Annotated in this window: 23 protein-coding genes; 10 read left to right on the forward strand and 13 right to left on the reverse strand. The window is 61.3% G+C overall.

Going from position 1 to position 25,132, the window contains the following annotated elements; all coding sequences use genetic code 11:
- Positions 1 to 57: 57 nt before the first annotated feature.
- From nirB to cysG, 4 genes are read left to right on the forward strand one after another with little or no spacing between them, the layout of a single operon-like run.
- Positions 58 to 2,607: a nitrite reductase large subunit NirB gene (gene nirB, locus ACTJJ6_RS19740; RefSeq protein ID WP_033639222.1), complete on the forward strand. Its 2,550-nt coding sequence runs from the start codon at positions 58 to 60 to the stop codon at positions 2,605 to 2,607.
- Positions 2,604 to 2,930, forward strand: a complete 327-nt coding sequence (gene nirD, locus ACTJJ6_RS19745) for a nitrite reductase small subunit NirD (RefSeq protein WP_115436596.1) — start codon at positions 2,604 to 2,606, stop codon at positions 2,928 to 2,930. Before nirB ends, nirD begins: the two co-directional genes overlap by 4 nt.
- A 16-nt stretch (positions 2,931 to 2,946) precedes the next feature.
- Positions 2,947 to 3,747: a nitrite transporter NirC gene (nirC, locus tag ACTJJ6_RS19750; RefSeq protein ID WP_151254278.1), complete on the forward strand. Its 801-nt coding sequence runs from the start codon at positions 2,947 to 2,949 to the stop codon at positions 3,745 to 3,747.
- A 51-nt stretch (positions 3,748 to 3,798) separates the two neighbouring features.
- A complete protein-coding gene (gene cysG, locus ACTJJ6_RS19755) occupies positions 3,799 to 5,202 on the forward strand; it encodes a siroheme synthase CysG (RefSeq protein ID WP_049300719.1) in 1,404 nt (467 codons plus the stop codon).
- A 50-nt stretch (positions 5,203 to 5,252) separates the two neighbouring features.
- Here cysG and trpS read toward each other — a convergent pair whose 3' ends face one another.
- The 12 genes from trpS to pilM all read right to left on the reverse strand — a co-directional run bounded on the left by trpS (position 5,253) and on the right by pilM (position 15,280).
- A complete protein-coding gene (trpS, locus tag ACTJJ6_RS19760; protein ID WP_440803969.1) occupies positions 5,253 to 6,260 on the reverse strand; it encodes a tryptophan--tRNA ligase in 1,008 nt (335 codons plus the stop codon).
- A 2-nt stretch (positions 6,261 to 6,262) separates the two neighbouring features.
- On the reverse strand, positions 6,263 to 6,961 hold the full coding sequence (locus tag ACTJJ6_RS19765) for a phosphoglycolate phosphatase (protein WP_049300721.1): 699 nt from the start codon (positions 6,959 to 6,961) through the stop codon (positions 6,263 to 6,265).
- Positions 6,954 to 7,631: a ribulose-phosphate 3-epimerase gene (gene rpe, locus ACTJJ6_RS19770; RefSeq protein ID WP_004930320.1), complete on the reverse strand. Its 678-nt coding sequence runs from the start codon at positions 7,629 to 7,631 to the stop codon at positions 6,954 to 6,956. The genes ACTJJ6_RS19765 and rpe overlap by 8 nt, the downstream gene beginning before the upstream one ends.
- Positions 7,632 to 7,682: 51 nt before the next feature.
- Entirely contained in the window at positions 7,683 to 8,495 is an 813-nt protein-coding gene (dam, locus tag ACTJJ6_RS19775) for an adenine-specific DNA-methyltransferase (protein WP_004930319.1), read from the reverse strand.
- A gap of 84 nt (positions 8,496 to 8,579) precedes the next feature.
- Entirely contained in the window at positions 8,580 to 9,593 is a 1,014-nt protein-coding gene (locus ACTJJ6_RS19780; RefSeq protein ID WP_016930365.1) for an SPOR domain-containing protein, read from the reverse strand.
- Positions 9,594 to 9,749: 156 nt separating this feature from the next.
- Entirely contained in the window at positions 9,750 to 10,850 is a 1,101-nt protein-coding gene (aroB, locus tag ACTJJ6_RS19785; protein WP_016930366.1) for a 3-dehydroquinate synthase, read from the reverse strand.
- A gap of 106 nt (positions 10,851 to 10,956) precedes the next feature.
- Positions 10,957 to 11,478: a shikimate kinase AroK gene (gene aroK / locus ACTJJ6_RS19790; RefSeq protein ID WP_004391482.1), complete on the reverse strand. Its 522-nt coding sequence runs from the start codon at positions 11,476 to 11,478 to the stop codon at positions 10,957 to 10,959.
- Positions 11,479 to 11,827: 349 nt separating this feature from the next.
- On the reverse strand, positions 11,828 to 13,072 hold the full coding sequence (hofQ, locus tag ACTJJ6_RS19795; protein WP_049300722.1) for a DNA uptake porin HofQ: 1,245 nt from the start codon (positions 13,070 to 13,072) through the stop codon (positions 11,828 to 11,830).
- Positions 13,069 to 13,428: a HofP DNA utilization family protein gene (locus tag ACTJJ6_RS19800; protein WP_097101269.1), complete on the reverse strand. Its 360-nt coding sequence runs from the start codon at positions 13,426 to 13,428 to the stop codon at positions 13,069 to 13,071. The genes hofQ and ACTJJ6_RS19800 overlap by 4 nt, the downstream gene beginning before the upstream one ends.
- The gene (locus ACTJJ6_RS19805; protein ID WP_049300723.1) at positions 13,421 to 13,915 is read right to left on the reverse strand and encodes a hypothetical protein; all 495 of its coding nucleotides are present in this window, start codon (positions 13,913 to 13,915) and stop codon (positions 13,421 to 13,423) included. The genes ACTJJ6_RS19800 and ACTJJ6_RS19805 overlap by 8 nt, the downstream gene beginning before the upstream one ends.
- Positions 13,908 to 14,447: a PilN domain-containing protein gene (locus ACTJJ6_RS19810; protein WP_143778633.1), complete on the reverse strand. Its 540-nt coding sequence runs from the start codon at positions 14,445 to 14,447 to the stop codon at positions 13,908 to 13,910. Before ACTJJ6_RS19810 ends, ACTJJ6_RS19805 begins: the two co-directional genes overlap by 8 nt.
- Positions 14,447 to 15,280 (reverse strand): pilus assembly protein PilM, encoded by an 834-nt coding sequence (pilM, locus tag ACTJJ6_RS19815; protein ID WP_016930373.1) that lies wholly within the window; start codon positions 15,278 to 15,280, stop codon positions 14,447 to 14,449. Before pilM ends, ACTJJ6_RS19810 begins: the two co-directional genes overlap by 1 nt.
- 121 nt (positions 15,281 to 15,401) lie before the next feature.
- Here pilM and mrcA point away from each other — a divergent pair, with 121 nt between their 5' ends.
- Positions 15,402 to 17,960 (forward strand): peptidoglycan glycosyltransferase/peptidoglycan DD-transpeptidase MrcA, encoded by a 2,559-nt coding sequence (gene mrcA, locus ACTJJ6_RS19820; protein ID WP_143778632.1) that lies wholly within the window; start codon positions 15,402 to 15,404, stop codon positions 17,958 to 17,960.
- Positions 17,961 to 18,011: 51 nt separating this feature from the next.
- On the opposite strand, the gene nudE is transcribed toward mrcA, so the two are convergent.
- Complete coding sequence (gene nudE, locus ACTJJ6_RS19825; RefSeq protein ID WP_015379304.1) at positions 18,012 to 18,566, reverse strand: ADP compounds hydrolase NudE; 555 nt, start codon at positions 18,564 to 18,566, stop codon at positions 18,012 to 18,014.
- A 444-nt stretch (positions 18,567 to 19,010) separates the two neighbouring features.
- Here nudE and ACTJJ6_RS19830 point away from each other — a divergent pair, with 444 nt between their 5' ends.
- The 5 genes from ACTJJ6_RS19830 to pckA all read left to right on the forward strand — a co-directional run bounded on the left by ACTJJ6_RS19830 (position 19,011) and on the right by pckA (position 25,046).
- Positions 19,011 to 21,146 carry an intracellular growth attenuator family protein gene (locus tag ACTJJ6_RS19830; RefSeq protein WP_028127610.1) on the forward strand — a complete coding sequence of 712 codons (2,136 nt, stop codon included), beginning with the start codon at positions 19,011 to 19,013 and terminating at the stop codon, positions 21,144 to 21,146.
- A gap of 97 nt (positions 21,147 to 21,243) precedes the next feature.
- Positions 21,244 to 21,924: a GMP/IMP nucleotidase gene (yrfG, locus tag ACTJJ6_RS19835; protein WP_016930376.1), complete on the forward strand. Its 681-nt coding sequence runs from the start codon at positions 21,244 to 21,246 to the stop codon at positions 21,922 to 21,924.
- The gene (gene hslR, locus ACTJJ6_RS19840; protein ID WP_016930377.1) at positions 21,921 to 22,328 is read left to right on the forward strand and encodes a ribosome-associated heat shock protein Hsp15; all 408 of its coding nucleotides are present in this window, start codon (positions 21,921 to 21,923) and stop codon (positions 22,326 to 22,328) included. Before yrfG ends, hslR begins: the two co-directional genes overlap by 4 nt.
- 25 nt (positions 22,329 to 22,353) lie before the next feature.
- A complete protein-coding gene (hslO, locus tag ACTJJ6_RS19845; protein ID WP_015379307.1) occupies positions 22,354 to 23,232 on the forward strand; it encodes an Hsp33 family molecular chaperone HslO in 879 nt (292 codons plus the stop codon).
- Between the two features lie 194 nt (positions 23,233 to 23,426).
- On the forward strand, positions 23,427 to 25,046 hold the full coding sequence (gene pckA / locus ACTJJ6_RS19850; protein WP_015379308.1) for a phosphoenolpyruvate carboxykinase (ATP): 1,620 nt from the start codon (positions 23,427 to 23,429) through the stop codon (positions 25,044 to 25,046).
- Positions 25,047 to 25,132 lie beyond the last annotated feature (86 nt).

Consider the following 25,132-nt stretch of genomic DNA (forward strand, 5'->3'; position numbering starts at 1 on the left):
AAATTGCTCATCGGGAGGGATAAGGTAACCCTAGGAAACCAGAATTTTGAGGCAATAATGAGCAGAGTCAAACTTGCCGTCGTCGGCAATGGCATGGTCGGCCACCGGTTCATCGAAGATCTGTTGGATAAAGCAGACAAAGACCAATTCGAGATCACCGTATTTTGCGAAGAGCCGCGCATCGCTTACGATCGCGTGCACCTCTCTTCCTACTTCTCTCACCACACCGCCGAAGAGCTGTCGCTGGTGCGCGAAGGCTTTTACGAAAAACACGGCGTGAAGGTGCTGATCGGCGAACGCGCTATCACCATCAATCGCGACGAGAAGGTCATCCACTCCAACACCGGCCGCACCGTCTATTACGACAAGCTGATCATGGCCACCGGCTCCTATCCGTGGATCCCGCCGATTAAAGGCTCGGATAGCCAGGACTGCTTCGTTTACCGCACCATCGAAGACCTGAACGCCATCGAAGCCTGTGCGCGCCGCAGCAAACGCGGCGCGGTAGTCGGTGGCGGGCTGTTGGGGCTGGAAGCCGCCGGCGCGCTGAAAAGCCTGGGGGTGGAAACGCATGTGATCGAGTTCGCTCCGGTGCTGATGGCCGAACAGCTCGACCCGATGGGCGGTGACCAGCTGCGCCGCAAGATCGAGCGCATGGGCGTCAAGGTGCACACCGGCAAAAATACCCAGGAGATCGTCAACGGCGGCGGCACGGCGCGCAAAACCCTGCATTTCGCCGACGGCAGCCTGCTGGAAGTGGATTTCATCGTGTTCTCCACCGGCATCCGCGCCCAGGACAAGCTGGCGCGCCAGTGCGGGCTGGAGATCGGCCGCCGCGGCGGCATCGCCATCAACGACAGCTGCCAGACGTCGGATCCGGACGTGTACGCCATCGGTGAGTGCGCCGCCTGGCGCGATCGCACCTTCGGCCTGGTGGCGCCGGGATACAAAATGGCGCAGGTGGCCGCCGATCGCCTGCTGGGCCGCGAAAACGGCTTCCAGGGCGCCGACATGAGCGCCAAACTGAAACTGCTGGGCGTGGACGTCGGCGGCATCGGCGATGCCCACGGCCGCACCGAGGGCGCCCGCAGCTACGTTTATCTGGATGAAAGCAAAGAAGTCTACAAACGCATCGTGGTCAGCGCCGACAACAAAACCCTGCTCGGCGCGGTGCTGGTGGGCGACACCAGCGACTACGGCAACCTGCTGCAGCTGGCGCTGAACGGCATCGCGTTGCCGGAGAACCCGGACGGCCTGATCCTGCCGGCTCATGCGGGCAGCAAACCGGCCATCGGCGTGGATTCGCTGCCGGAAAGCGCGCAGATCTGCTCCTGCTTCGACGTCAGCAAAGGCGACATCATCCAGGCGGTCAACAAAGGCTGCCACACCGTGGCGGCGCTGAAGGCCGAAACCAAGGCCGGCACCGGTTGCGGCGGCTGCATCCCGCTGCTTACCCAGGTGTTGAACGCCGAGCTGAGCAAGCAAGGCATCGAGGTCAACCATCACCTGTGCGAACACTTCGCCTATTCGCGCCAGGAGCTGTTCCACCTGATCCGCGTCGAAGGCATCAAGTCGTTCGAGGCGCTGCTGGCCAAATACGGCAAAGGCTACGGCTGCGAAGTCTGTAAGCCGACCGTCGGCTCGCTGCTGGCCTCGTGCTGGAACGAGTACATCCTCAAGCCGCAGCATACGCCGCTGCAGGATACCAACGACAACTTCCTCGGCAATATCCAGAAAGATGGCACCTACTCGGTGATCCCGCGCTCCGCCGGCGGCGAAATCACCCCGGACGGCCTGCTGGCCATCGGCCAAATCGCCAAGGAGTACAACCTCTACACCAAAATGACCGGTTCGCAACGCATCGGCATGTTCGGCGCGCAAAAAGACGACCTGCCGGCCATCTGGCGCAAGCTGCTCGCCGCCGGCTTTGAAACCGGCCATGCTTACGCCAAGGCGCTGCGCATGGCGAAAACCTGCGTCGGCAGCACCTGGTGCCGGTATGGCGTCGGCGACAGCGTCGGTTTCGGCGTCACGCTGGAACATCGCTACAAAGGCATCCGTACCCCGCACAAAATGAAGTTCGGCGTCTCGGGCTGCACCCGTGAATGCGCCGAGGCGCAGGGCAAGGACGTCGGCATCATCGCCACCGAAAACGGCTGGAACCTGTACGTCTGCGGCAACGGCGGCATGAAACCGCGCCACGCCGACCTGCTGGCCGCCGACCTCGATCGCGAAACCCTGGTGCGTTACCTCGACCGCTTCATGATGTTCTATATCCGCACCGCCGATAAGCTGCAGCGCACCTCGGTGTGGCTGGAAAGCCTGGAAGGCGGCATCGATTACCTGCGCAAGGTGATCGTCGACGACAAGCTCGGCATCAACGCGCAGTTGGAAGCCGAGATCGCCCGCCTGCGCGACGCGGTGGTCTGCGAGTGGAAAGAGACCGTCGAGCACCCGGAAACGCAGCTGCGCTTCGCCCACTTCATCAACAGCCCGCTGCGCGATCCGAACGTGCAGGTGGTGGCCGAACGCGACCAGCACCGCCCGGCCCGCCCTGACGAGCGCATTCCCGTCACCCTGATCGATACCGAGGAGAGCCACGCATGAGCCAGTGGATTACCGTTTGTCCCGTCGCCGACATTCTGCCCGGCACCGGCGTGTGCGCCCTGATCGGCGATCGGCAGGTGGCGGTGTTCCGCCCCTATGCCGACGAACAGGTGTTCGCCATCAGCAATATCGACCCGTTCGCCCAGGCCAGCGTGCTGTCGCGTGGCCTCATCGCCGAACATCAGGGCGAACTGTGGGTCGCCAGCCCGCTGAAGAAACAGCGTTTCCGCCTGTACGACGGCCACTGTCTGGAAGATGACAACCGTTCCGTTGCCAGCTTCACCAGCCGGGTGGTCGACGGCATCGTGCAAGTCGCGGCATAACCTTTCGGGAGGCAACATGTTTACCGATACGATCAACAAATGCGCCGTCAACGCGGCGCGCATCGTCCGCCTGGCGAAGGAGAGCCCGATCGGCTTCTGGATTAGCTCGGCGATGGCGGGCGCCTACGTCGGCCTCGGCATCATCCTGATCTTCACCCTCGGCAACCTGGTCGACCCAAGCGTGCGGCCGCTGGTGATGGGCGCCACCTTCGGCATCGCGCTGACGCTGGTGATCATCGCCGGTTCCGAGCTGTTCACCGGCCATACGATGTTCCTGACGCTCGGCGTCAAGGCCGGCACCATCCGCCAAAGCCAGATGTGGGCGGTGCTGCCGCAAACCTGGCTCGGCAACCTGCTCGGCTCGGTGCTGGTGGCGCTGATGTATTACTACGGCGGCGGCAGCCTGCTGCCGGTGGATACCAGTCTGGTGCACAGCGCCGCGCTGGCGAAAACCACCGCGCCGGCCGAGGTGCTGTTCTTCAAGGGCGTATTGTGCAACTGGCTGGTTTGTCTGGCGATTTGGATGGCGATCCGCGTTGAAGGCGCCGCCAAGTTCATCGCCATTTGGTGGTGCCTGCTGGCCTTTATCGCCTCGGGTTACGAACACTCCGTCGCCAACATGACGCTGTTCGCCCTTTCCTGGTTCGGCAACCACAGCGAGGCCTACACCCTCGCCGGCATTGGCCACAACCTGCTGTGGGTGACGCTGGGCAACATCCTGTCCGGCTCGGTGCTGATGGGCCTGGGGTATTGGTACGCCACGCCGCGCGCCGAACGCCCGCTGGCGGCGAAAGCCGCCGCACGTCAGACCGCCTGAGTTTTCGGGGGCGCATTTCGCCCCCCACCCTGATGACCCCGAGGAGTGCCGATGGACTACCTGCCGATTTTCTGCCAACTGCAACATAAAGCCTGTCTGCTGGTCGGCGGCGGCGAGATCGCCGAACGCAAGGCGCGCCTGCTGCTGGACGCCGGCGCGGCGCTGACCGTCAACGCCCTGGACTTCACCCCGCAGTTCCGCCTGTGGGCGGAAGAAGGCCGGTTGACGCTGGCCGCAGGCGAATTCAGCCCGGCCCTGCTGGCGGAAAAATGGCTGGTGATCGCCGCCACTGACCGGCTGGAGGTCAACGCGCGGGTATACCAGTGCGCCAACCAGCAACGGGTGTTCTGCAACGTGGTCGACGATCCGAAACGCGCCAGCTTTATCATGCCGTCGATTATCGATCGTTCGCCGATCATGGTGGCGGTGTCCTCCGGCGGCAAAGCGCCGGTGCTGGCGCGGCTGCTGCGCGAGAAGCTGGAAGCGATGCTGCCGCAGCACCTCGGCAAGCTGGCTCAACTGGGCGGCTCGCTGCGGCAGCGGGTAAAACAACGCTTCAGCGGCCTCGGCGCACGCCGTCGCTTCTGGGAAAGGTTGTTCGCCCACGATCGGCTGGCGCAATCGCTGGCCAACGGCGACGCCGCGCTGGCCGAACGCCAGCTCGAGCAGTTGTTCAGCGAACAACGGGAAGATCGCGGTGAAGTGGTGCTGGTAGGCGCCGGGCCAGGCGATGCCGGTTTGCTGACGCTGAAAGGGCTGCAACAGATCCAGCAGGCCGACGTGGTGGTTTACGACCGGCTGGTCTCCGAAGAGATCATGACGCTGGTGCGCCGCGACGCCGAGCGCATCTTCGTCGGCAAACGCGCCGGGCACCACTGCGTGCCGCAGGAACAGATCAACCAAATCCTGCTGCAGCAGGCGCTGCAAGGCAAACGCGTGGTACGCCTGAAGGGCGGCGATCCCTTTATCTTCGGCCGCGGCGGCGAAGAGCTGGAGACGCTGGCGGACGCCAACGTGCCGTTCTCGGTGGTGCCTGGCATTACCGCCGCCTCCGGCTGTTCCGCCTACAGCGGCATCCCGCTCACCCACCGCGACCATGCGCAGAGCGTCCGCCTGGTGACCGGCCACGCCAAGGCCGACGGTGGATTGGACTGGGCGACGCTGGCCGCCGGGCAACAGACGCTGGTGTTCTATATGGGGCTGTCGCAAGCGACGGAAATCCAGCGCCGGCTGATCGCGAACGGACTGCCGGCCGCCACGCCGGTGGCGCTGGTGGAAAACGGCACTTCTTGCCGCCAGCGGGTGATCGAAGGCGAACTCCACCAACTGGGCGCCTTGTCCCTGCAGGCCGCCAGCCCCAGCCTGATCATCGTCGGCAGCGTGGTCAGCCTGCGCAGCAAGCTCAATTGGTTCGCCAGCGAGGAATCGCCCGCCAGCCTGGCGCAAATGGCGTGATACCGACGTAAAAAAAGCGGCCTAAGGCCGCTTTTTTATTTGCGCCGGCGTTACGCCTGCGGCGGTACGAAACCGACGGCCTGATAGACCTTCGCCAGGGTTTCCTGCGCGCGCGCGCGCGCCTTGGCGGCGCCGTCGCGCATCACCAGCTGCAGATAGGCTTCGTCGTTGCGGAAGCGGTGGTAGCGCTCCTGCAGCTCAGCCAGCATGCCAGAGACGGCTTCCGCCACCGCGCCTTTCAGGTGGCCGTACATCTGGCCTTCGAACTCGGCTTCCAACTGCGCGATGCTCTTGCCGGTCACGCCGGCGAGGATATCCAGCAGGTTGGAGACGCCCGCCTTGTTGACCACGTCGTAACGCACGACAGGCGGCTCTTCCGAGTCGGTCATTGCGCGTTTGATCTTCTTGGTCACCGCTTTCGGATCTTCCAGCAGGCCGATCACGTTGTTGCGGTTGTCGTCCGACTTGGACATCTTCTTGGTCGGCTCCTGCAGCGACATCACGCGCGCGCCGGATTTAGGAATAAACGGCTCCGGCACTTTGAACACGTCGCCGTACAGCGCGTTGAAACGCTGGCCCACGTCGCGGCTCAGCTCCAGGTGCTGTTTCTGGTCTTCGCCCACCGGCACCTGGTTGGTTTGATACAACAGGATATCCGCCGCCATCAGCACCGGATAGCTGAACAGCCCGGCGTTGATGTTCTCGGCGTAGCGTGCGGATTTGTCCTTGAACTGCGTCATGCGGCTCAGTTCGCCGAAATAGGTGTAACAGTTCAGCACCCAACTCAGCTGCGTATGCTCAGGCACGTGCGACTGCACGAAGATGGTGCTTTTTTCCGGATCGATGCCGCAGGCCAGATACAGCGCCAGCGTATCCAGCGTGGCCTTGCGCAGCTTCTCGGCGTCCTGGCGCACGGTGATGGCATGCAGATCGACGATGCAGTAGATGCAGTCGTAGTCGTCCTGCATCTGCACCCACTGACGCAGCGCACCCATGTAGTTGCCGATGGTCAGTTCGCCGGACGGCTGCGCGCCGCTAAATACGATGGGCTTACTCATGTTTAAATTTCCTGATTCTCTAAAGATGACAGCCCAAGAGCGGGCAACAAATCGGCGAAGCGCTCCAACACCCGATCGGGGTGGCTCAGGGCGATCGATTCACCGTAGTTATAACCGTAGGTAAAGCCGACGCTCGGACAACCGGCGCCCTGCGCGGCTTGAATATCGTTGCGTGAATCGCCGACGAACAGCAGCTCATGCGCGCGCAGCCCAAGCTTGCCGAGCACCAGGTACAACGGCGCCGGGTGCGGTTTCTTTTCCGTCACGTCGTCGCCGCCGATCACCAGCGAGAAATAGTCGCCAATGCCCAACGATGCCAGCAGCGGCGCCACGAACGGCGTCGGCTTGTTGGTCACCAGCGCCATCGGGTAACCGTGCGCGGCCAGGCGGGCCAGCGTCTCTTGCACCTGTGGGAACAGACGGCTGCCGCTGTCGACGGTCTGCGCGTAGAAATGGTCGAAGCGTTCACGCAGCCGGCTGCACTGCGCCGGCGTGCCTTCCGCCTCCGCCCAACGCAGCGCGCGCTGCACCAGCACGTCGGCGCCGTTGCCGATCCAGGTGCTGACCCGTGCCTCACCCGCTTGCGGCAGGCCCGTCTCTTCCAGCGCCATATCGATGGCGGCCGCCAGACCCGGCGCGCTGTCGACCAGCGTGCCGTCCAGATCGAAGGCCAATGCGCGGATCGCGCCGAAATCAGCCATGGGTAACCTTCGCCAGCTCGCTGCGCATTTCGTCAATCACCTTGCGGTAGTCCGGCTGGCCAAAGATGGCGGAACCGGCGACGAACATATCGGCGCCTGCGGCGGCGATTTCGGCGATGTTATCCACCTTCACCCCGCCGTCGACCTCCAGGCGGATATCGCGACCGCTGTCGTCGATCAGTTTGCGCACCTGGCGCAGCTTGTCCAGGGTGCCGTGGATGAACGACTGGCCGCCGAAGCCCGGGTTGACCGACATCAGCAGGATCACGTCAATTTTATCCATCACGTAATCGAGGTAGCTCAGCGGCGTCGCCGGGTTAAACACCAGACCGGCCTTACAACCGTGCTCTTTGATCAGCTGAATGGTGCGATCGACATGTTCGGAAGCTTCGGGGTGGAAAGAGATATAAGACGCGCCGGCCTTGGCGAAATCTGGCACGATGCGATCTACCGGCTTGACCATCAGATGCACGTCAATCGGCGCGGTAATGCCGTAGTTGCGCAGCGCTTCGCACACCATTGGACCGATGGTCAGATTGGGCACATAGTGGTTGTCCATGACGTCGAAGTGCACCACGTCGCCGCCTGCGGCCAGCACGTTAGCGGTATCTTCACCTAACCGGGCAAAATCTGCCGACAGAATGGACGGGGCAATCAAAAACTTTTTCATCCGCTTCTCCAAACGTAGGGTCGAGTTGTTATGCGCCGGGGTGCCCCCGGCTTAGCGATACAGCGCCAAAAGCTCGTTCACTTTACTGCGGCCGAGAATGTTGCGGCTGATTGTGCGGCGCGCTTTCACCACATACAGCGCAGCATGCTGGTACCAGTCGCGCGTCAGCTCGGTATCGTGATTGGAGATCAATACCGGTACCTGGCTCTCTACCGAGAGCTGGTGCGCCAGATGCGCCAGGCTCTGCTGATCGGCGATGCTGAAGCTGTTGGTGTGGTAAGCGGTGAAATTCGCCGTCGCCGACAGCGGCGCGTAAGGCGGATCGCAATACACCACGGCACCGGCCACGGCCTTCGCCATGGTATCGCGGTAATGCTCGCAGACAAAAGTGGCATTGCGCGATTTTTCGGCAAACCAGTAGAGCTCTTCTTCCGGGAAGTACGGTTTCTTGTACCGGCCGAACGGCACGTTGAACTCGCCGCGCAGGTTATAGCGGCACAGGCCGTTATAGCAGTGACGGTTCAGGTACAGGAACAGCAGCGCCCGGCGGTAAGGCTCGGTGCTAGTATTAAACTCTTCTCTCAGCAGGTAAAACTGATCCGAGTTATTGAATTCATCGGCGAAAAGCGTGCGGGCATCGCGCACGAAGTCATCCGTGCGCAGCTTAACGATGTTATACAGGTTGATAAGATCGCTATTGATGTCGGCGAGAATGTAGGCGTCGTAATCCGTATTCAGAAAGACGGATCCCGCACCCACGAAGGGCTCGATTAAGCAGTCTCCCGCCGGCAGATGGCGACGAATCTCATCTACCAGCGGGTATTTTCCACCAGCCCATTTTAAAAAAGCGCGGTTTTTCTTCATGCCGTCAATTAGCTACTTATACAATTCAGAGCGGCGGATTGTACTCTGTTTCAGACAGCACATCAGCGCACAAATTTAAATGATTTATTTTTTAAGATCTTGCTGCACTTGGTGTACAGGTCGGACCCACGGTTTTTTCGCCTGCACATCCGCCGGCAACGAAGCAATGGCGCGCTTCGCTTCTGCGGAAGAAGCATAGTTGCCGCTCACCAGCACGTACCACGGCTTGCCGTCACGCTTGGTGGCGTACACCAGGTAATTCTGCAGTTTCTGCTGTTTGGCGTAGGCGTTCAGCGTATCGGAACGCGAAGCGCTGCTCAGTTGCAAGGTATAGTGGCTGCCCGGCGCAGACTGCAGAGAGCTGCCGCTGCTGGCGACCGCTCCCGCTTTCGCGGTGGAAGACGGCTTGGCCGGCGGCGTATACACCGTGGTCGGTGATTTATGCTGCGTTGCGGTCGGTTTGGCGGCGGCGGTTTTCGCCGGCGTTTTATGCTGTTGCGGCGCGGTTCCCTGCACAGGACGCGTCGCTTCGCGCGCTGCGGCACCGCTCATCACCGTCGCCGGTGCGGTCGGCAACGTCGACGCTGCGCCAGTCATGCCTTGGGTCGCCGCATCCACCTGCCCCTGCTGCTGCGACAGCGCATCCGCCATGTTGCCCGGCAAATCGACGCGCTGCTGCGCACCGCCCTGCTGAGGCTGCGTTTGCGCTTCGGTCGGCGTGCCGGAGATCGGCGGAACGCTGACGTTCTGAGGTTGCTGCGGCTGAGTCGCGCTCACGCCGTTGTTATCGTGGGTATCCGTCGTGCCGCCCGGCACGCCGTTGTTGGCGGTGGTCAGCGACGAAGAACCGGACAGGTTGATATCGCGGGCTCCGCCGTTTTGCGCGCCGTTCTCCTGAGCCGCTTCATGTTTGGTCGGCGCCTTCAGGGCTGAACCGATGCCGATAATCAGCAGCAGCAGCACCAAAATGCCGATGCCAATCATCAAATGTTGGCGCGAAACGGCGAAGCGCGGCGCGGCGGCCGGCTTGCGCGAGCGCGTAGGGCGACGATCGCTGCTATCAGGTCTGAGATCGTCTTCCGGTTTAAACTCGTCCATCTGAAACCCTCCAACTAGAGGCAAAAGCCCGCCACCGTAGATCTACCGTGGCACGGGCAGATTAACCCGATGATGGCAAAGCGACACCCGTCGTGCTCTGCTCACTGTATTAATATAGATGCAAATGGCGGCTAAGCCACTGTTACTTAGTCCGATTTAATTACTCGCCCGCTCAGGCAGGCAGGCGGCGATCGACGCCAACACCAGCTCATGCCCTACGCCGCCGCGCACTTCCGCCGCACCGATCGCGGTCGGCAGCACCAGACGCAGTTCACCCGCCAGCACTTTCTTGTCACGCAGCATGTGCGGCAGATAGGATTCCGGCGTCATTTCCTGCGGCCCGCAGACCGGCAAGCCGGCGCGCAGCAGCAGCGTTTTGATGCGCTCAATGTCTTCAACGGAGAACTGGCCGAGACGGTGCGCGGTTTCCGCCGCCATCACCATGCCCGCAGCCACCGCTTCGCCGTGCAGCCATACGCCGTAGCCCATTTCGGCTTCGATGGCGTGGCCGTAAGTATGGCCAAGATTCAGCAAGGCTCGCAGGCCGCTTTCGCGTTCGTCGGCGGCCACAACCTCGGCCTTGAGCTCGCAGCAGCGGCGGATACAGTAGGCCAACGCCTGCATATCCAGCGCCATCAGCGCATCGATGTTGTTTTCCAACCAGACGAAGAACTCGCGATCGAGAATGATCCCGTATTTGATGACTTCTGCCAGGCCGGAAGAGAGTTCACGCGTCGGCAACGTTTTCAGGCAATCCAGATCAACCACCACCGAAGCGGGTTGATAGAAAGCGCCGATCATGTTTTTGCCGAGCGGGTGGTTGACGGCGGTCTTGCCGCCCACGGAAGAGTCCACCTGCGACAACAGCGTGGTGGGAACCTGAATGAAGCGCACGCCGCGTTGGTAGCACGCGGCGGCAAAGCCGGTCAGATCGCCGACAACGCCGCCGCCGAGGGCGATCAGCGTAGTATCGCGCCCGTGCGGTTTTTCCAGCAGCGCTGAAAACACCTGCTCCAACACCGCCAGAGATTTGTACTGCTCACCATCAGGAAGGATCACCTGATCCACCACGACGCCGCCCTGCTCCAGCACCTGCCGGACACGCTCCAGATAAAGCGGCGCCAGGGTCTGGTTGGTGACCAACATCGCTTGCTCACCCGCCTTCAACGGCATAAAAGAAGCCGGATCGTTGAACAATCCGGCGGCGATGGTAATCGGGTAGCTGCGCTCCCCAAGCGTTACAGTAATTCTCTCCATGTCGCGCTCAGTTCTCTGTATGGTGCGGCGGTGGTTGATCCCCGCAACTGCGGGGAACACAAATCAGTTCTCCGCATTGGCCGACGGCGAACGCGGAAAGCGGCAATCAGTTGCTTTCCAGCATGTTGATGATCTGGTTGGCAACCACTTTAGCGCTCTGATCGTCGGTGCGGATGGTGACATCGGCAATCTCTTCATACAACGGATTGCGTTCTTTCGCCAAGGCTTCCAGCACTTCACGCGGCGGAGAATCGACCTGCAGCAGCGGGCGTTTTTTATCACGCTGGGTACGAGCAAGCTGCTTCTCGATCGTGGTTTCCAGATAGACCACCACGCCGCGCGCGGACAGACGGTTGCGCGTTTCGCGCGACTTCACCGAACCGCCGCCGGTCGCCAACACAATCCCTTGTTTTTCCGTCAGTTCATTAATGACTTTTTCTTCACGATCGCGGAAACCTTCTTCCCCTTCCACGTCGAATACCCAGCCCACGTCAGCTCCGGTACGTCGCTCAATTTCTTGATCGGAGTCGAAGAACTCCATATTGAGTTGCTGAGCTAACTGACGGCCAATAGTGCTTTTGCCGGCACCCATAGGCCCAACCAGAAAGATATTGCGTTTCTCTGCCATGTTTTTCGGTATTACTAAGACAATTCGTTAATGTTAACCCGCCCCGCCAATCAAATCAGCGGCGGGACCTAAACTGAAACCTCATGAGCGATAGTGCGAGATCAGACGAAAAATTATCTCAACACTCTTGGTAGTTTGGCAACCGAATAAATCGCAATCCACGCCGCGGGAGGGAAACCATATGTTTTTAACGGCGTCTTGACGCTAACAAAAAACCTCGGTGCTCAATTCGGTAACCCTTGTAAGCTAAATCGGCCGCAGCGTCAAACGCAGATCCCCCCAAGGGGATAAAAAAGTGTATCTGCTCATCAACTTTAGGAGATTTGCCGCCCAGCCGACAGGCAGCCGCTTATCCCTTAATCAGAGTCGGCGTAATGAAGATCACCAGTTCGCGTTTTTTCTGTTGTGCGCCGCTTTGCCGGAACAAGCCCCCCAGCAGTGGCGCATCCCCCAATCCCGGCACCTTGTCCGCCGTCTTGCCGCTATGCCGTTGAAAAATACCGCCGAGCACCAGGGTTTCGCCGCTTTTCACCGTGATCTGCGTCTTAATCTCTTGTTTATCGATGGTCAATGCCTCACCCGCCCCGCGGCTGATGGCGCGCCCCGGCATATTTTGGCTGATGTGCAGCGTCAGCGTGATGCGCCCGTCCGGCAACACTTTCGGCGTCACCTCCATGCCCAGCACCGCCTCTTTGAACTCGATGGCGGTCGCACCGCTGGCGCCGCTCGACACTTCATAAGGGATCTCCGTCCCCTGTTTGATGCTGGCGGTTTGCAGGTGCGCCGTCAGCAGGCGCGGACTGGCGATGATCTCCACCTGATTCTCCTGCTCCAGCGCCGTCAGCTCGAGGCTCAACAAACGCCCGCTGATGCGCGCCAGATGAAAACCGGCGTTCACGGCGCCGCGTTCCAGCGGCAGATTGACACCGACATTGCCCGGCCGCAACGGCCGCGCCGGCCTGTCGTCGGCCGCCAACCCCCAACGCACGCCAAGCTCACGCAGGCTTTCGCGGTTGATGGTCACGATATGCGCCGCCAGTTGCACCTGCGCCAGCGGCGCGTCCATTTCCGTTATCCGCTTTTTCAACTGCGTCAGGATTGGCGCGGTGTCGCGCAGCAGCAACGTATTGGTGCGTTTATCCGCCAACACGCTGCCACGCTCGCTCAGCAACGCGCCGCGTTGGGCGTTGAGGCTTTCGGCAATTTCCGCCGCATCGCCGTTCTGTAACGTCAGGGTCAGGCTGTGCAGCGGTTGCCGCTGCGCCAACGCCTCTCGCTGCTGCCTTTTTTCCTGCGCGTCCGGCTCCGGCGAGATCAGTATCACGTTGCCTTCCCGCGTCATCGCCAGTTTGCCCATGCGCAGGGTCAACGCCAGCGCCTGAGGCCAGGGCACATTCTCTAGCCGCAGCGTCAGGTTGCCGCTCACGCCGGGCGCGGCGATCAGGTTCATCTGCCGATAATCCGCCAACGCCTGCAGGATGACCGTGACCGGTGCATCCTGAAATTCCAGGGAAACCCGCTGCTTATCCTGCGCCTGCGCGGTGCCGAGCGTCAGGCACCACAGCGCCACGCCCAATCCAGCACATCCTTTCATGGTTTGCCATCCTTGTTGTCCATCATGAGCGAGACGTCGCCCTGGCTCGCCGGGCAATCCGGTTCGGCCGTCAGCGCCGTTAACGTCAAGCTACGCGCCTGCACCTGCGTCACCTGCCAGCGCTCGGCCAGCACCCGTTGCTGCGGCCGCAGGCGCAACCATTGCCCCGCCGGCGTCACCACCCAGCCATAGCGCAGCGTCGGTTGCCCGATGACGCCTTTCAGTCGCCAGCTCGCCGGCGACGCCTCCGTTTGGGCACAAGCAGACATCGGAAGCGGCGCAAACGGGTCGCGCGGCTCAGCGCATAATGCCCATGGCCACAGCAGCCACCACCAACGGCCGGGTCTTTTACTCATTGGGCTGATCCTCGGCGGCATCCTGCAAAACCAACCGCGCCGTCATGCCAAGGGACGGCGTCTCCACGCTCAGTTGCTCGAGGCGTAAATCGGCGGGCAGCGCCTCCAGCAGCGCCAGCAAACCGGCGTAGTCAATGCGCAAGCTCAGCGTTTGCCGCGGCGGTTTTTCCTGCCGCTGCCAGCGCAACAAGGCGCCTCCCGCCCGTTGCAGCACGCTCGCCAGATCGCCGTTGGTGGACGGAGGAAGCGGCGCCGCCGGGATAGCGGTTTCCGGCACCTCGTCCAGTTGGCGTTGCACCATGGCGATCTGTTGCAACAGGCGCTGTTGCCGCTCCCCCGCGCTTTCCCGCTGACGCCATTCGTCTTGCAGCATCCAGCCACCGCCCAACAGCGCCAACGTGCCGATACCCAACCCTTGCGACAGCAGCAATAGCCAGCCCGGCAAGCTCAGCCAGAGGCGCAGCCCGGATGACAAACGGTTATCCATCACGCCCCCACTGCGCCGCCAGATGAAAGGTGTACAGGCCGTCGTCGCGTTGCGCCACCTCAGCCAAACGCAACCGCGGCAACGCAGGCATCCCCGCCAGCCGCCGTTCGAACTGCGTGATGGCCGCAGGAGAACGGCTCAATCCACGCAGCCGCAGGCCGTTCACCGCATCGCTCTCCAGCGCCGTGAGCCACAGCGGTGGAGGAATGCTGGAGGACAATTGCTGCAGCAGCTGAAAATAACGCCGGTTATGCTGGGCGTTGCTCGCCTGCCGTTCGGCGCGGGCGCGGTGCAGCGCCCGCTGCGCCCGCTCTTGCTGTTGCTGACGGGCGAGCAACGTCAGTGCCGCCAGCTCTTCACCCAGCATCGCCAGCCGCGCCTGCCGCTGCGCCTGTTGGTGACGCAATTGGCCGGCGACCAGGAACAGCGCCAGCAGCAGTGCCATTACCTGCAACATCAGCACGCCCAACCAGAAATAGCCGCGTCGCCGATCGCGGCGTTGTCGCCAGGGCAGAAAGTTGACCTGATACATCAGCGATCCTCCTCGCGCAGCGCCAGGCCACCGGCCAACGCGAACGCCGAAGGATGCGCAGGCAACGGCGGACGCAGCTGCGTGAAGGCGCTGAGCGGCGACCAGGCAAGGCAACCGGCGGGCAAGGCTCCCGCCAGCACGCTGCCGGCATAGACCGGCCGATCGTCGCCCACCGGCATCTGAGCTTGCAGCGCCCGCAGCGCCTGCGCGTCATCGTCGCCCGGCGCCAGACCAAAAGCGAACGCGCCGTCGGCCGGCGCCACCCACAGCCATTCTCGTTCGAGACGGTGCATCAGCCCCGCAGCGGGCGGCACGCCTGCCGCCGTCGCCATCATCCGCAGCGCGCAGGGGGTGATATCGACCGCTTGCGGATGCAGGCCAGCCTGACGCAGACAATGCAGCCACTGCTGCAGCTCCTGCCGCCGCGCGGCGGTCAGCAACAGCGCCGCCTCATCCGCCGGCGCGGTGCGATAGTCGAGCGCCAGCGTCTGGCCATCGAGCGGAAACTGCTTCACACCGTGGCCGCCGATATAGTCGCTGCGTTCCGGCTCGCGCAGCCGCACGTCCGGCTGCGCCATGCGTTGCTGCAACACGCGCTGCGCCGGCAGGGCAATGCGTAAGGAAATATGTCGCGGCAGTTGGACGCGCCATTGCCGCAGCGCCCGGATCAGGAATTCGGAAGGTTCCAGACAGCCATCGCGTAAAACCGCCTGCGGCAGCGCCTGCTGCCACCAGTGGCGCAACTGCCAGCCGTTGCGGCGGCGTTGGGCCGCCACCGCCCGCACGCAGTCGATTTGTATATCCAGCCCCACCTGCCATGCTTGAGGGAACATGTTTCGCAAGCCTCCATAACATCAGATGATAAAAGAACATATCCATGTCGCAGGCTTGCCTTTATACTACCGCGCGGTTGTTTATAAACTGCCCAAATGACTTAGAAATGGGAAATCTCAGGTGAAGTTCGTAAAGTATTTACTAATCCTTGCAGTATGTTGCATCGTGCTGGGAGCAGCCTCGATTTTCGGCTTGTACAAATATGTCGAGCCGCAGCTGCCCGACGTCGCAACGCTGAAAGATGTGCGGCTGCAGATACCGATGCAGGTCTACAGCGCCGATGGCGAACTGATCGCCCAATACGGCGAGAAGCGCCGCATTCCGCTGAAACTGGATCAAATTCCACCGGTGATGGTGCACGCATTCATCGCCACCGAAGACAGCCGCTTCTATGATCACCATGGCGTCGATCCGGTCGGCATCTTCCGCGCCGCCTCCATCGCGTTGGTCTCCGGCCACGCTTCGCAGGGGGCCAGTACCATTACCCAACAGCTGGCGCGTAACTTCTTCTTAAGCCCGGAACGCACCCTGATGCGTAAAATCAAGGAAGCCTTCCTGGCGGTGCGCATCGAGCAGATGCTCACCAAGGATGAAATCCTTGAGCTGTATCTGAACAAGATCTATCTGGGTTACCGCGCCTACGGCGTAGGCGCCGCCGCGCAGGTCTATTTCGGCAAAGACGTCAGCCAGCTGACCCTGAGCGAAATGGCGACCATCGCCGGCCTGCCGAAAGCGCCGTCCACCTTCAACCCGCTCTATTCGCACGATCGCGCAGTTGCCCGCCGCAACGTGGTGCTGTCGCGCATGCTGGACGAACACTACATCACGCAGGCGCAGTACGATCAGGCGCGCTCCGAAGATCTGGTCGCCAATTACCATGCGCCGGAAATCAGCTTCTCCGCGCCGTATCTCTCCGAGATGGTGCGTCAGGAGATGATCAAGCGTTACGGTGAAAACGCCTATACCGACGGTTACAAGGTTTACACCACCGTCACCAAACGGCTGCAGTTGGCGGCGCAGGAGTCGGTACGCAACAACGTGCTGGCCTATGACATGCGCCACGGTTACCGCGGCCCATCCAACGTGTTGTGGAAAGTCGGCGAAGCGGCCTGGGATCGCAAACAGATTGTCGATTCGCTGAAAAACCTGCCGAACTACGGCCCGCTGGCGCCGGCGGTGATCACCGCCGCCAACCCGCAGGAAGCGACGGCGATGCTGGCCGACGGCAGCAGTATTGCCCTGCCGATGGCGACCATGCGCTGGGCACGCCCATACCGTTCGGACATTCAGCAAGGCCCAACGCCGAAACGCGTCACCGACGTAGTGCAGACCGGCCAGCAAGTGTGGGTGCGTAAAGTGAACGAAGCCTGGTGGCTGTCGCAGGTGCCGGACGTCAACTCGGCGCTGGTCTCTATCAACCCGAACGACGGCGCGGTGAAAGCGCTGGTTGGCGGCTTCGACTTCAATCAGAGCAAGTTCAACCGCGTCACGCAGGCTCTGCGTCAGGTGGGCTCGAACATCAAACCGTTCCTGTACACCGCCGCGATGGATAAAGGCCTGACGCTGGCCACCATTCTGAATGACTTGCCGATTACCCGTTGGGATGCCGGCGCCGGCACCGACTGGCGGCCGAAGAACTCGCCGCCGACCTACGACGGCCCGATTCGCCTGCGACAGGGGCTGGGGCAGTCGAAGAACGTGGTGATGGTGCGTGCGATGCGCGCGATGGGCGTCGACTACGCGGCGGAATATCTGCAGCGCTTCGGCTTCCCGGCGCAGAATATCGTGCATACCGAATCGCTGGCGCTGGGGTCCGCCTCCTTCACCCCGATGCAGCTGGTGCGCGGCTACGCGGTGCTGGCGAACGGCGGTTATCTGGTCGACCCGTACTTCATCACCAAAATTGAAGACGATAACGGCAATACGGTGTTCGAAGCCAAACCGAAAGTGGTGTGCGGCAGCTGTAACCTGCCGGTGATCTACGGCGACACCCACCGTTCGGCGGTGCTGTCCGACGACAACATCGAAAACGTCGCCACCTCGCAGGAAGGCAACAACAGCACGGTGCCGATGCCTCAGCTGGAGCAAGTCACCCCGGCTCAGGTACAGCAGGACGGCGATCAACAGTATGCGCCGCACGTCATCAGCACACAGCTGGCCTTCCTGATCCACGACGCGCTGAACAGCAACATCTTCGGCGAACCGGGTTGGATGGGTACCGCCTGGCGCGCCGGCCGCGATCTGAAACGTCATGATATCGGCGGCAAAACCGGTACCACCAACAGTTCCAAGGACGCCTGGTTCTCAGGCTATGGCCCGGATACCGTGACCTCGGTGTGGATCGGTTTCGACGATCACCGCCGCGACCTGGGCCGTTCGACGGTATCCGGCGCCATCCCGGATCAGATTTCCGGCGGTGAAGGCGGTGCCAAGAGCGCCCAGCCGGCGTGGGACGACTTTATGAAAACCGCGCTGGAAGGCATCCCAGAGCAGAAAGTCACGCCGCCGCCGGGCATCATCAGCGTCACCATCGACAAGAGCAGCGGCAAGCTCTCTGGCGGTGGCGGCGGCAGCCGTTCCGAGTACTTCATCGAAGGAACGCAGCCGACGGACTACCCATCGCGCGATACCGGCACCACGTTGACCGATCCGGGCGGTGAAAGCCACGAGCTGTTCTGATCGAAAAGGGCCAGAGAAATCTGGCCCTTTTTTTATTCGGCGTGAAGCGTATCAGCGCGACGCGCGCAAAAATGCCTCGGAAAGGAACAGCGCGCTGACGTTGCGCGCCTCACGGAAATCCGGTTCCGCCAGCAGCGCCATCATGTTGGCGATCGGCCAGCGCACCTGCGGCAAGGGCTCCGGCTCATCCCCCTCCAGGCTCTGCGGATAGAGATCGTGCGCCAGCACGATATTCATTTTGCTGGAAAAGTAGGACGGTGCCATCGTCAGCTTACTGAGAAAATCAAAGCGTTTCGCGCCGTACCCCACCTCTTCCATCAGCTCGCGGTTGGCCGCCTCCAGCACCCCTTCGCCGGGATCGATCAGCCCTTTCGGGAACCCCAGCTCATAGGATTCGGTGCCGACCGCATATTCGCGGATCAGCAGCAGGTCATCGCCAATCACCGGCACGATCATCACCGCTTCGCGATCCGAAGGCCGCATGCGTTCATACACCCGCCGAACACCGTTGCTGAATTCCAAATCGACCGACTCGACGTTAAACAAACGCGAACGCGCGACCGTTTCCACTTTCAGAATTTTAGGTTTTTGCAGGTGTTTATCCATGATTGCCTCAAAGAGGTTACCCAGGCGCGGACGGGCAACCGAAAAAATGATTGGCGTAACGCACGGCTCGTTGGCGCTCAAACGCTGACCAAATTCGATCCTGATCACATTGTGCGTTAAGGGCAAGCTCCGCCGCAACGCGCATGAACAGTAATTTACTTTCTTTTAACAAGCGTAGCCAGCGGCCGGCGATTTTCCGTACTGATTCAGCAAACAGCGCGCAAGAAAATAGGATAATACCGATATCGACGGCAGAGACCGGTTGCTAGTATCACGCAGGCAAGAATCAGTGATAAAATGGCCTTGCGTCATGAAGGAATGAGATCCAGAGCGAGAATCTGTTTGTTCCCTCATTAGTTCTGGGTGCCTCCTGGCGGTTTACTCCGTATAATATTCAGCTTTTCATCAGGTTGGCGAAATTCACGGGTGTGAGATGGGGATTGCATGAGCACAATAGTGTTGATATTGGCCTTAGTGCTTGTCTGCCTGATTGCCGCCGGCCTGTACCTGTGGTTCAAGGCCCGCAACCCGTCGGCGCTGGCGCACGCATTGCCGTTTATCAAGCCTGCCCACCGCAAGCTGACCGACGAAGAGCGCGCCGCGGTCGAGTTCTATCTCAATCAGCAAAACAAGCTGAGCAACAAACTGTTGCCCGGCGGCGGCGCTACGCTGCCCGCGGCCAAGCTGGCGCTCACACCGCAAAGCGATAACGTATATCCGGTCACGCACGCCATTACCCGCTACGGGCTGGCCAGCGACGATCCCAATAAATGGCGCTATTACCTCGACGCGGAAGAGGTGCATCTGCCGCCGTTTTGGGAACCCTATATCACCGCCGACAACCATGTGGAAGTGATCAGAACCCAGACGCTGCCGCTGGTGATTTCGCTCAACGGGCACTCGCTGAAAGATCATATTCACGATCGGCCGCAGCCGCCGGTGGTGGCCGCCACGCCGACCAAAAACGCGTCCATCCGCAAGGAAGAGAGCGAGCATGTCGAGCTGGTCAATATTCGCAAGGAAACGCCGGAAGAGCATGCGCTGAACCGGCCGAACGGCATCCGTGAAGCCGTCATCATCTCCGCCGCGCTGCTGCTGCTGTTCTTCAGCCTGATAAGCCCGGTGCTGGTTATCCCCTGGATGATTTTTGTGGCGGTGCTGATGATCGCCTGGGGATGCTGGAACCTGTTCCGCCGTCCGGCGTCGCGTGAGCTGAAAGAGATCCACTGCCTGCGCGGCACGCCGAAGCGCTGGGGCCTGTTCGGCGAGTCCGATCAGGGGCAGATCAGCAACATTTCGCTCGGCATCATCGATCTTATCTACCCGCCGCATTGGCAGCCGTACCTGACGCAGGATCTGGGCAAGACCACCGATGTGGACGTCTACCTCAATCGGCAGGTAGTGCGCCAGGGGCGCTTCCTCTCGCTGCATGACGAAGTGAAGAATTTCCCGCTGCAGCAGTGGGGCCGCAACGCGGTGCTGGTCGCCAGCTCGGCGCTGGTACTGCTGTTGCTGTTGATCTATATTCCGCTCAACCTGCCGCTGACCCTCAGCATGGCCTGGCTGCAGGGTGCGCAAAAAGTGGAAGTGACCAGCGTGCAGGCCCTGGAAGCCACGCCGCTGCGCATCGGCGACACGCTGAAAGTGCGCGGCAGCGGCATGTGCTATGTGCCGCCGCCGGCCAACGGCGGCGGCACCGTCAATTTTGCGCCGTTCGACTGCTCCGGCATCTATTGGAACAACGCCGCCCCGCTGCCGCAGCCGGAATCGGAAGTCATAGACAAAGCGACGGCCCTGCTGGCCACGGTCAACAGCCAGCTGCATCCGAGCGGCGCCGATCAGAAAGTCAACCCGCAGCTGGCCAGCGCCATCGAGAAATCCGGCATGATCCTGTTGGATGACTTCTCTGATATCGTTCTGAAAACACAGGATTTGTGCCAGGCAGAAAACGACTGCGTGCGGTTAAAAAACGCCTTGGTCAACCTGGGCAACGCCAAAAACTGGAGCGGCCTGGTGAAACGCGCCAGATCCGGCGCGCTGCAAGGCGTCAACGTCCTGCTGCGCCCGGTAAGCGCAGAGTCGCTGGAAAGCCTGACCAAAGTGGCCACGTCGTCGTTCATCTTCAATGAAACGCGCCTGGCCGCCGCGGCGCTCAACAGCCCGCCGCCGGGCGGTTTCCTGATCCGCAGCGATGAAGGCCGCCAGCTGGTCAGCCATCCGCAGTCTTCAGCGCCGCAGAGCGAATACAACGCCCTCGACCAGTGGAATGAGCTGCAGCGCCTTTCCACTCTGCTGCTGCATACCCCGTTCCAGGCCCAGGGGGTGATCACCAGCCTCAGCGTCGATGCCAACGGCACCCGCCACGTGGCGCTGCACAGCGAACCGGACATGATCACCCTGTGGCGCTACCTCGGCACCAGCCTGCTGTTGCTGGCGGTGGTCGTCAGCCTGGGCTATAACGCCTGGCGGCTGGTGCAGCGTCGGCGCATCAATCAGCACCGCGTCGCCGATATCCAGCGTTACTACGACAGCTGCTTCAATCCGCAGATCAATCCGATGTCGATGCGGCCGATGGCCTGAACCTGACGCCGGGCCTCCGCCCTGTCATCTGCTTATGCTACGCTAACGCTATTATTCTCATCTGCGGACCGCCCGTCGGTCCGCCCGTGGAGTTTTTATGGTTCCCGAATTTGATTGGCCGCAGATCGATACCGTGCTGCTGGATATGGACGGCACCTTGCTGGACCTGGAATTCGACAGTCACTTCTGGCTCAGCCTGGTGCCGCAAGCGCTGAGCGAAAGGCGCGCCATTCCGTTTGACGAAGCCCGTCATATCATTGAGCGGGAATATCAGGCGGTGCAGCACACCATGAATTGGTATTGCTTCGATTACTGGAGCGAGCGGTTGGATCTGGATATCTACCGCATGACCAGCGAAGTGGGCAGCCGCGCCCGGCTGCGCGAGGATACCGAGCCGTTTTTACGGGCGCTGCGCGGCGCCGGCCTGCAAACCATTTTGCTGACCAACGCCCATCCGCACAGCCTGGCGGTGAAAATCGAGCATACCGGTCTGGATCGGCACCTTGATTTATTGTTTTCCACCCACACATTTGGTTATCCGAAAGAAGATCAGCGTCTGTGGCAGGCGGTGCAACAGCACACCGGGTTCAACCCGCAGCGCACGCTGTTTGTCGACGACGGCGAGCCGATCCTCGACGCGGCGCGCACTTTCGGCATTCGTTACTGCCTGGGCGTGCAAAACCCGGACTCCAGCACGGCGGAGAAAAGCTTCCAGCGCCATCCGTCGATGCGCGACTATCGCCTGTTGATACCGGCGCTGGCCAAGGGGGAAGCATGAAGGACAAAGCGACGCGCGACGACGCGGTCCGGCTGGATAAATGGCTGTGGGCCGCACGCTTCTACAAGACCCGCGCGCTGGCGCGCGAAATGATCGACGGCGGCAAGGTGCATTACAACGGCCAGCGTGGCAAGCCGAGCAAGATTGTCGAACTTAACGCCGAGCTCAAGCTGCGGCAGGGCAACGAAGAACGTACGGTGATCGTGCTGGCGCTGACCAGCCAACGCCGCGGCGCCGGCGAGGCGCAGCAAATGTATCAGGAAACCGAAGCCAGCATCGCCAACCGCGAAAAAATGGCGCTGGCGCGCAAGATGAACGCGTTGACCATGCCGCATCCGGACCGTCGTCCGGACAAAAAGGAGCGGCGCGACCTGATGAAATTTAAATTTGGTGAGCCGGAATAAGCCCTCACCGCAATGAGAGAAGATTATGTCCAACCATGACCAATTGCACCGTTACCTGTTTGAAAACTACGCGGTGCGCGGCGAGCTGGTTACCGTCAGCGAAACCTATCAGCAGATCCTGAATAACCACGACTACCCGGCGCCGGTGCAAAAGCTGCTGGGTGAACTGCTGGTCGCCACCAGTCTGCTGACCGCGACCCTGAAGTTCGACGGCGACATCACCGTTCAGCTGCAAGGCGACGGCCCGCTGAAGCTGGCGGTGATCAACGGCAACAACCGCCAGGAGATGCGCGGCGTTGCTCGCACCCAGGCGCCTATCGCCGACGACAGCACCTTGCATCAGATGATCGGCAACGGCGTCATGGTCATCACCATTTCCCCAACGGAAGGCGAGCGCTATCAGGGCGTCGTCGGCCTGGAAGGTGAAACCCTGGCCGAATGCCTGGAAGCCTACTTCCGCCAGTCCGAGCAGCTGCCAACCCGCCTGTTCATTCGCACCGGCGAAGCGGAAGGCAACGCCGCGGCGGCCGGTATGCTGCTGCAGGTGCTGCCGGCGCAGGACGGCAACCTCGATGATTTCGATCATCTGGTGCAACTGACCAACACGGTCAAAAGCGAAGAGCTGTTCGGCCTGCCGGCCAACGAAGTGTTGTACCGCCTGTACCATCAGGAAGAGGTCACCTTGTACGAACCGCAGGACGTGCAGTTCCGCTGCACCTGTTCTCGCCAGCGTTGCGCCGACGCGCTGCTGACCCTGCCGACCGACGAAGTGGCGGACATGCTGGAGCAGGACGGCAACATCGACATGCACTGCGACTACTGTGGCAGCCACTATGTCTTTGACCCGGTTGATGTTGCCGCGTTGTATGCGGGTAACACCGGCGAAAGCGACCAGTTGCACTAAGTGACACCCTTTCGGCGGGCGCGCCCGGCGCCCGCCAACGCCCGCCGTTTGCACGTTTGCTTTTTTCCGTGTGCTATCTCTCAGATCGTAACGAAATACCGCCTAAAACGTTAAATATTTGATACCCATCGCGGTTACGCACCGTTAGATCCCTACAATTGCCGCCAGAAATTCTGTGACCAAGGAGTAGTAACATGCGCGTTAAAGGTATAACCCCTCAGGATCTGGCCGCTTACGGCATTCACGACGTTAGCGAAATCGTTCACAACCCGAGCTATGAACTGCTGTTTAAGGAAGAAACAGACCCATCTCTGGAAGGTTTTGAGCGTGGGGTAGTCACCAAGCTGGGTGCCGTCTCCGTCGATACCGGCATCTTCACCGGCCGCTCGCCGAAAGACAAATACATCGTCCGCGACGACATCACCCGCGATACCGTGTGGTGGGCCGATCAGGGCAAAGGCAAGAACGACAACAAACCCCTCAGCCCGGAAGTGTGGGCCGATCTGAAACACCTGGTCACCGAACAACTGTCCGGCAAACGCCTGTTCGTGGTGGATACCTTCTGCGGCGCCAACGCCGACTCGCGCCTGAAAGTGCGCTTCATCACCGAGGTGGCCTGGCAGGCGCACTTCGTGAAAAACATGTTTATCCGCCCGAGCGACGAAGAGCTGGCTGACTTCGAGCCGGACTTCGTGGTGATGAACGGCGCCAAGTGCACCAACCCGAACTGGCAGCAGCAAGGCCTGAACTCGGAGAACTTCGTCGCCTTCAACCTGACCGAGCGCATGCAGCTGATCGGCGGCACCTGGTACGGCGGCGAAATGAAGAAAGGCATGTTCTCGATGATGAACTACCTGCTGCCGCTGAAAGGCATCGCCTCGATGCACTGCTCGGCCAACGTGGGCGAGAAAGGCGACGTGGCGGTGTTCTTCGGCCTGTCCGGCACCGGCAAGACCACCCTCTCCACCGATCCTAAGCGTCAGCTGATCGGCGATGACGAGCACGGCTGGGACGACGACGGCGTGTTCAACTTCGAAGGCGGCTGCTACGCCAAGACCATCAAGCTGTCTGAAGAAGCCGAACCGGACATCTACCACGCCATCAAACGCGATGCGCTGCTGGAAAACGTCACCGTGCTGGCCGACGGCAGCATCGACTTCAACGACGGTTCGAAAACCGAGAATACCCGCGTTTCTTACCCGATCTATCATATCCAGAACATCGTCAAGCCGGTGTCCAAGGCGGGTCACGCCACCAAGGTGATCTTCCTGACCGCCGACGCTTTCGGCGTGCTGCCGCCGGTATCGCGCCTGACCGCCAACCAGACTCAGTACCACTTCCTGTCCGGCTTCACCGCCAAACTGGCCGGCACCGAGCGCGGCGTAACCGAACCGACGCCAACCTTCTCCGCCTGCTTCGGCGCCGCGTTCCTGTCGCTGCACCCGACGCAGTACGCCGAAGTGCTGGTGAAACGCATGCAGGCCGCCGGCGCCCAGGCTTACCTGGTCAACACCGGCTGGAACGGCACCGGCAAACGCATCTCGATCAAAGATACGCGCGGCATCATCGACGCCATCCTGAGCGGTGAAATCGACAAGGCGGAAACCGTCACTCTGCCTATCTTCGATCTGGCGATGCCGACCGCGCTGCCGGGCGTGAACCCGGAAATCCTCGATCCGCGCAACACCTACGCCAGCCTCGAGCAGTGGCAGGAAAAAGCGCAGGATCTGGCCGAGCGCTTCATCACCAACTTCGACAAATACACCGACACGCCTGCGGGCGCCGCGCTGGTTAGCGCCGGCCCGAAGCTGTAATTCGGTAACGTTACCTCTTCAGCTAAGGCGCGGATCCCGCGCCTTTATTTATTTCAATTGATTGCTTTTTAACCGGCAAGACGAGA

Origin of the sequence: Serratia sp. 22278, assembly GCF_052045405.1 — a bacterium.
GTDB classification, from domain to species: Bacteria; Pseudomonadota; Gammaproteobacteria; order Enterobacterales; family Enterobacteriaceae; genus Serratia; species Serratia marcescens.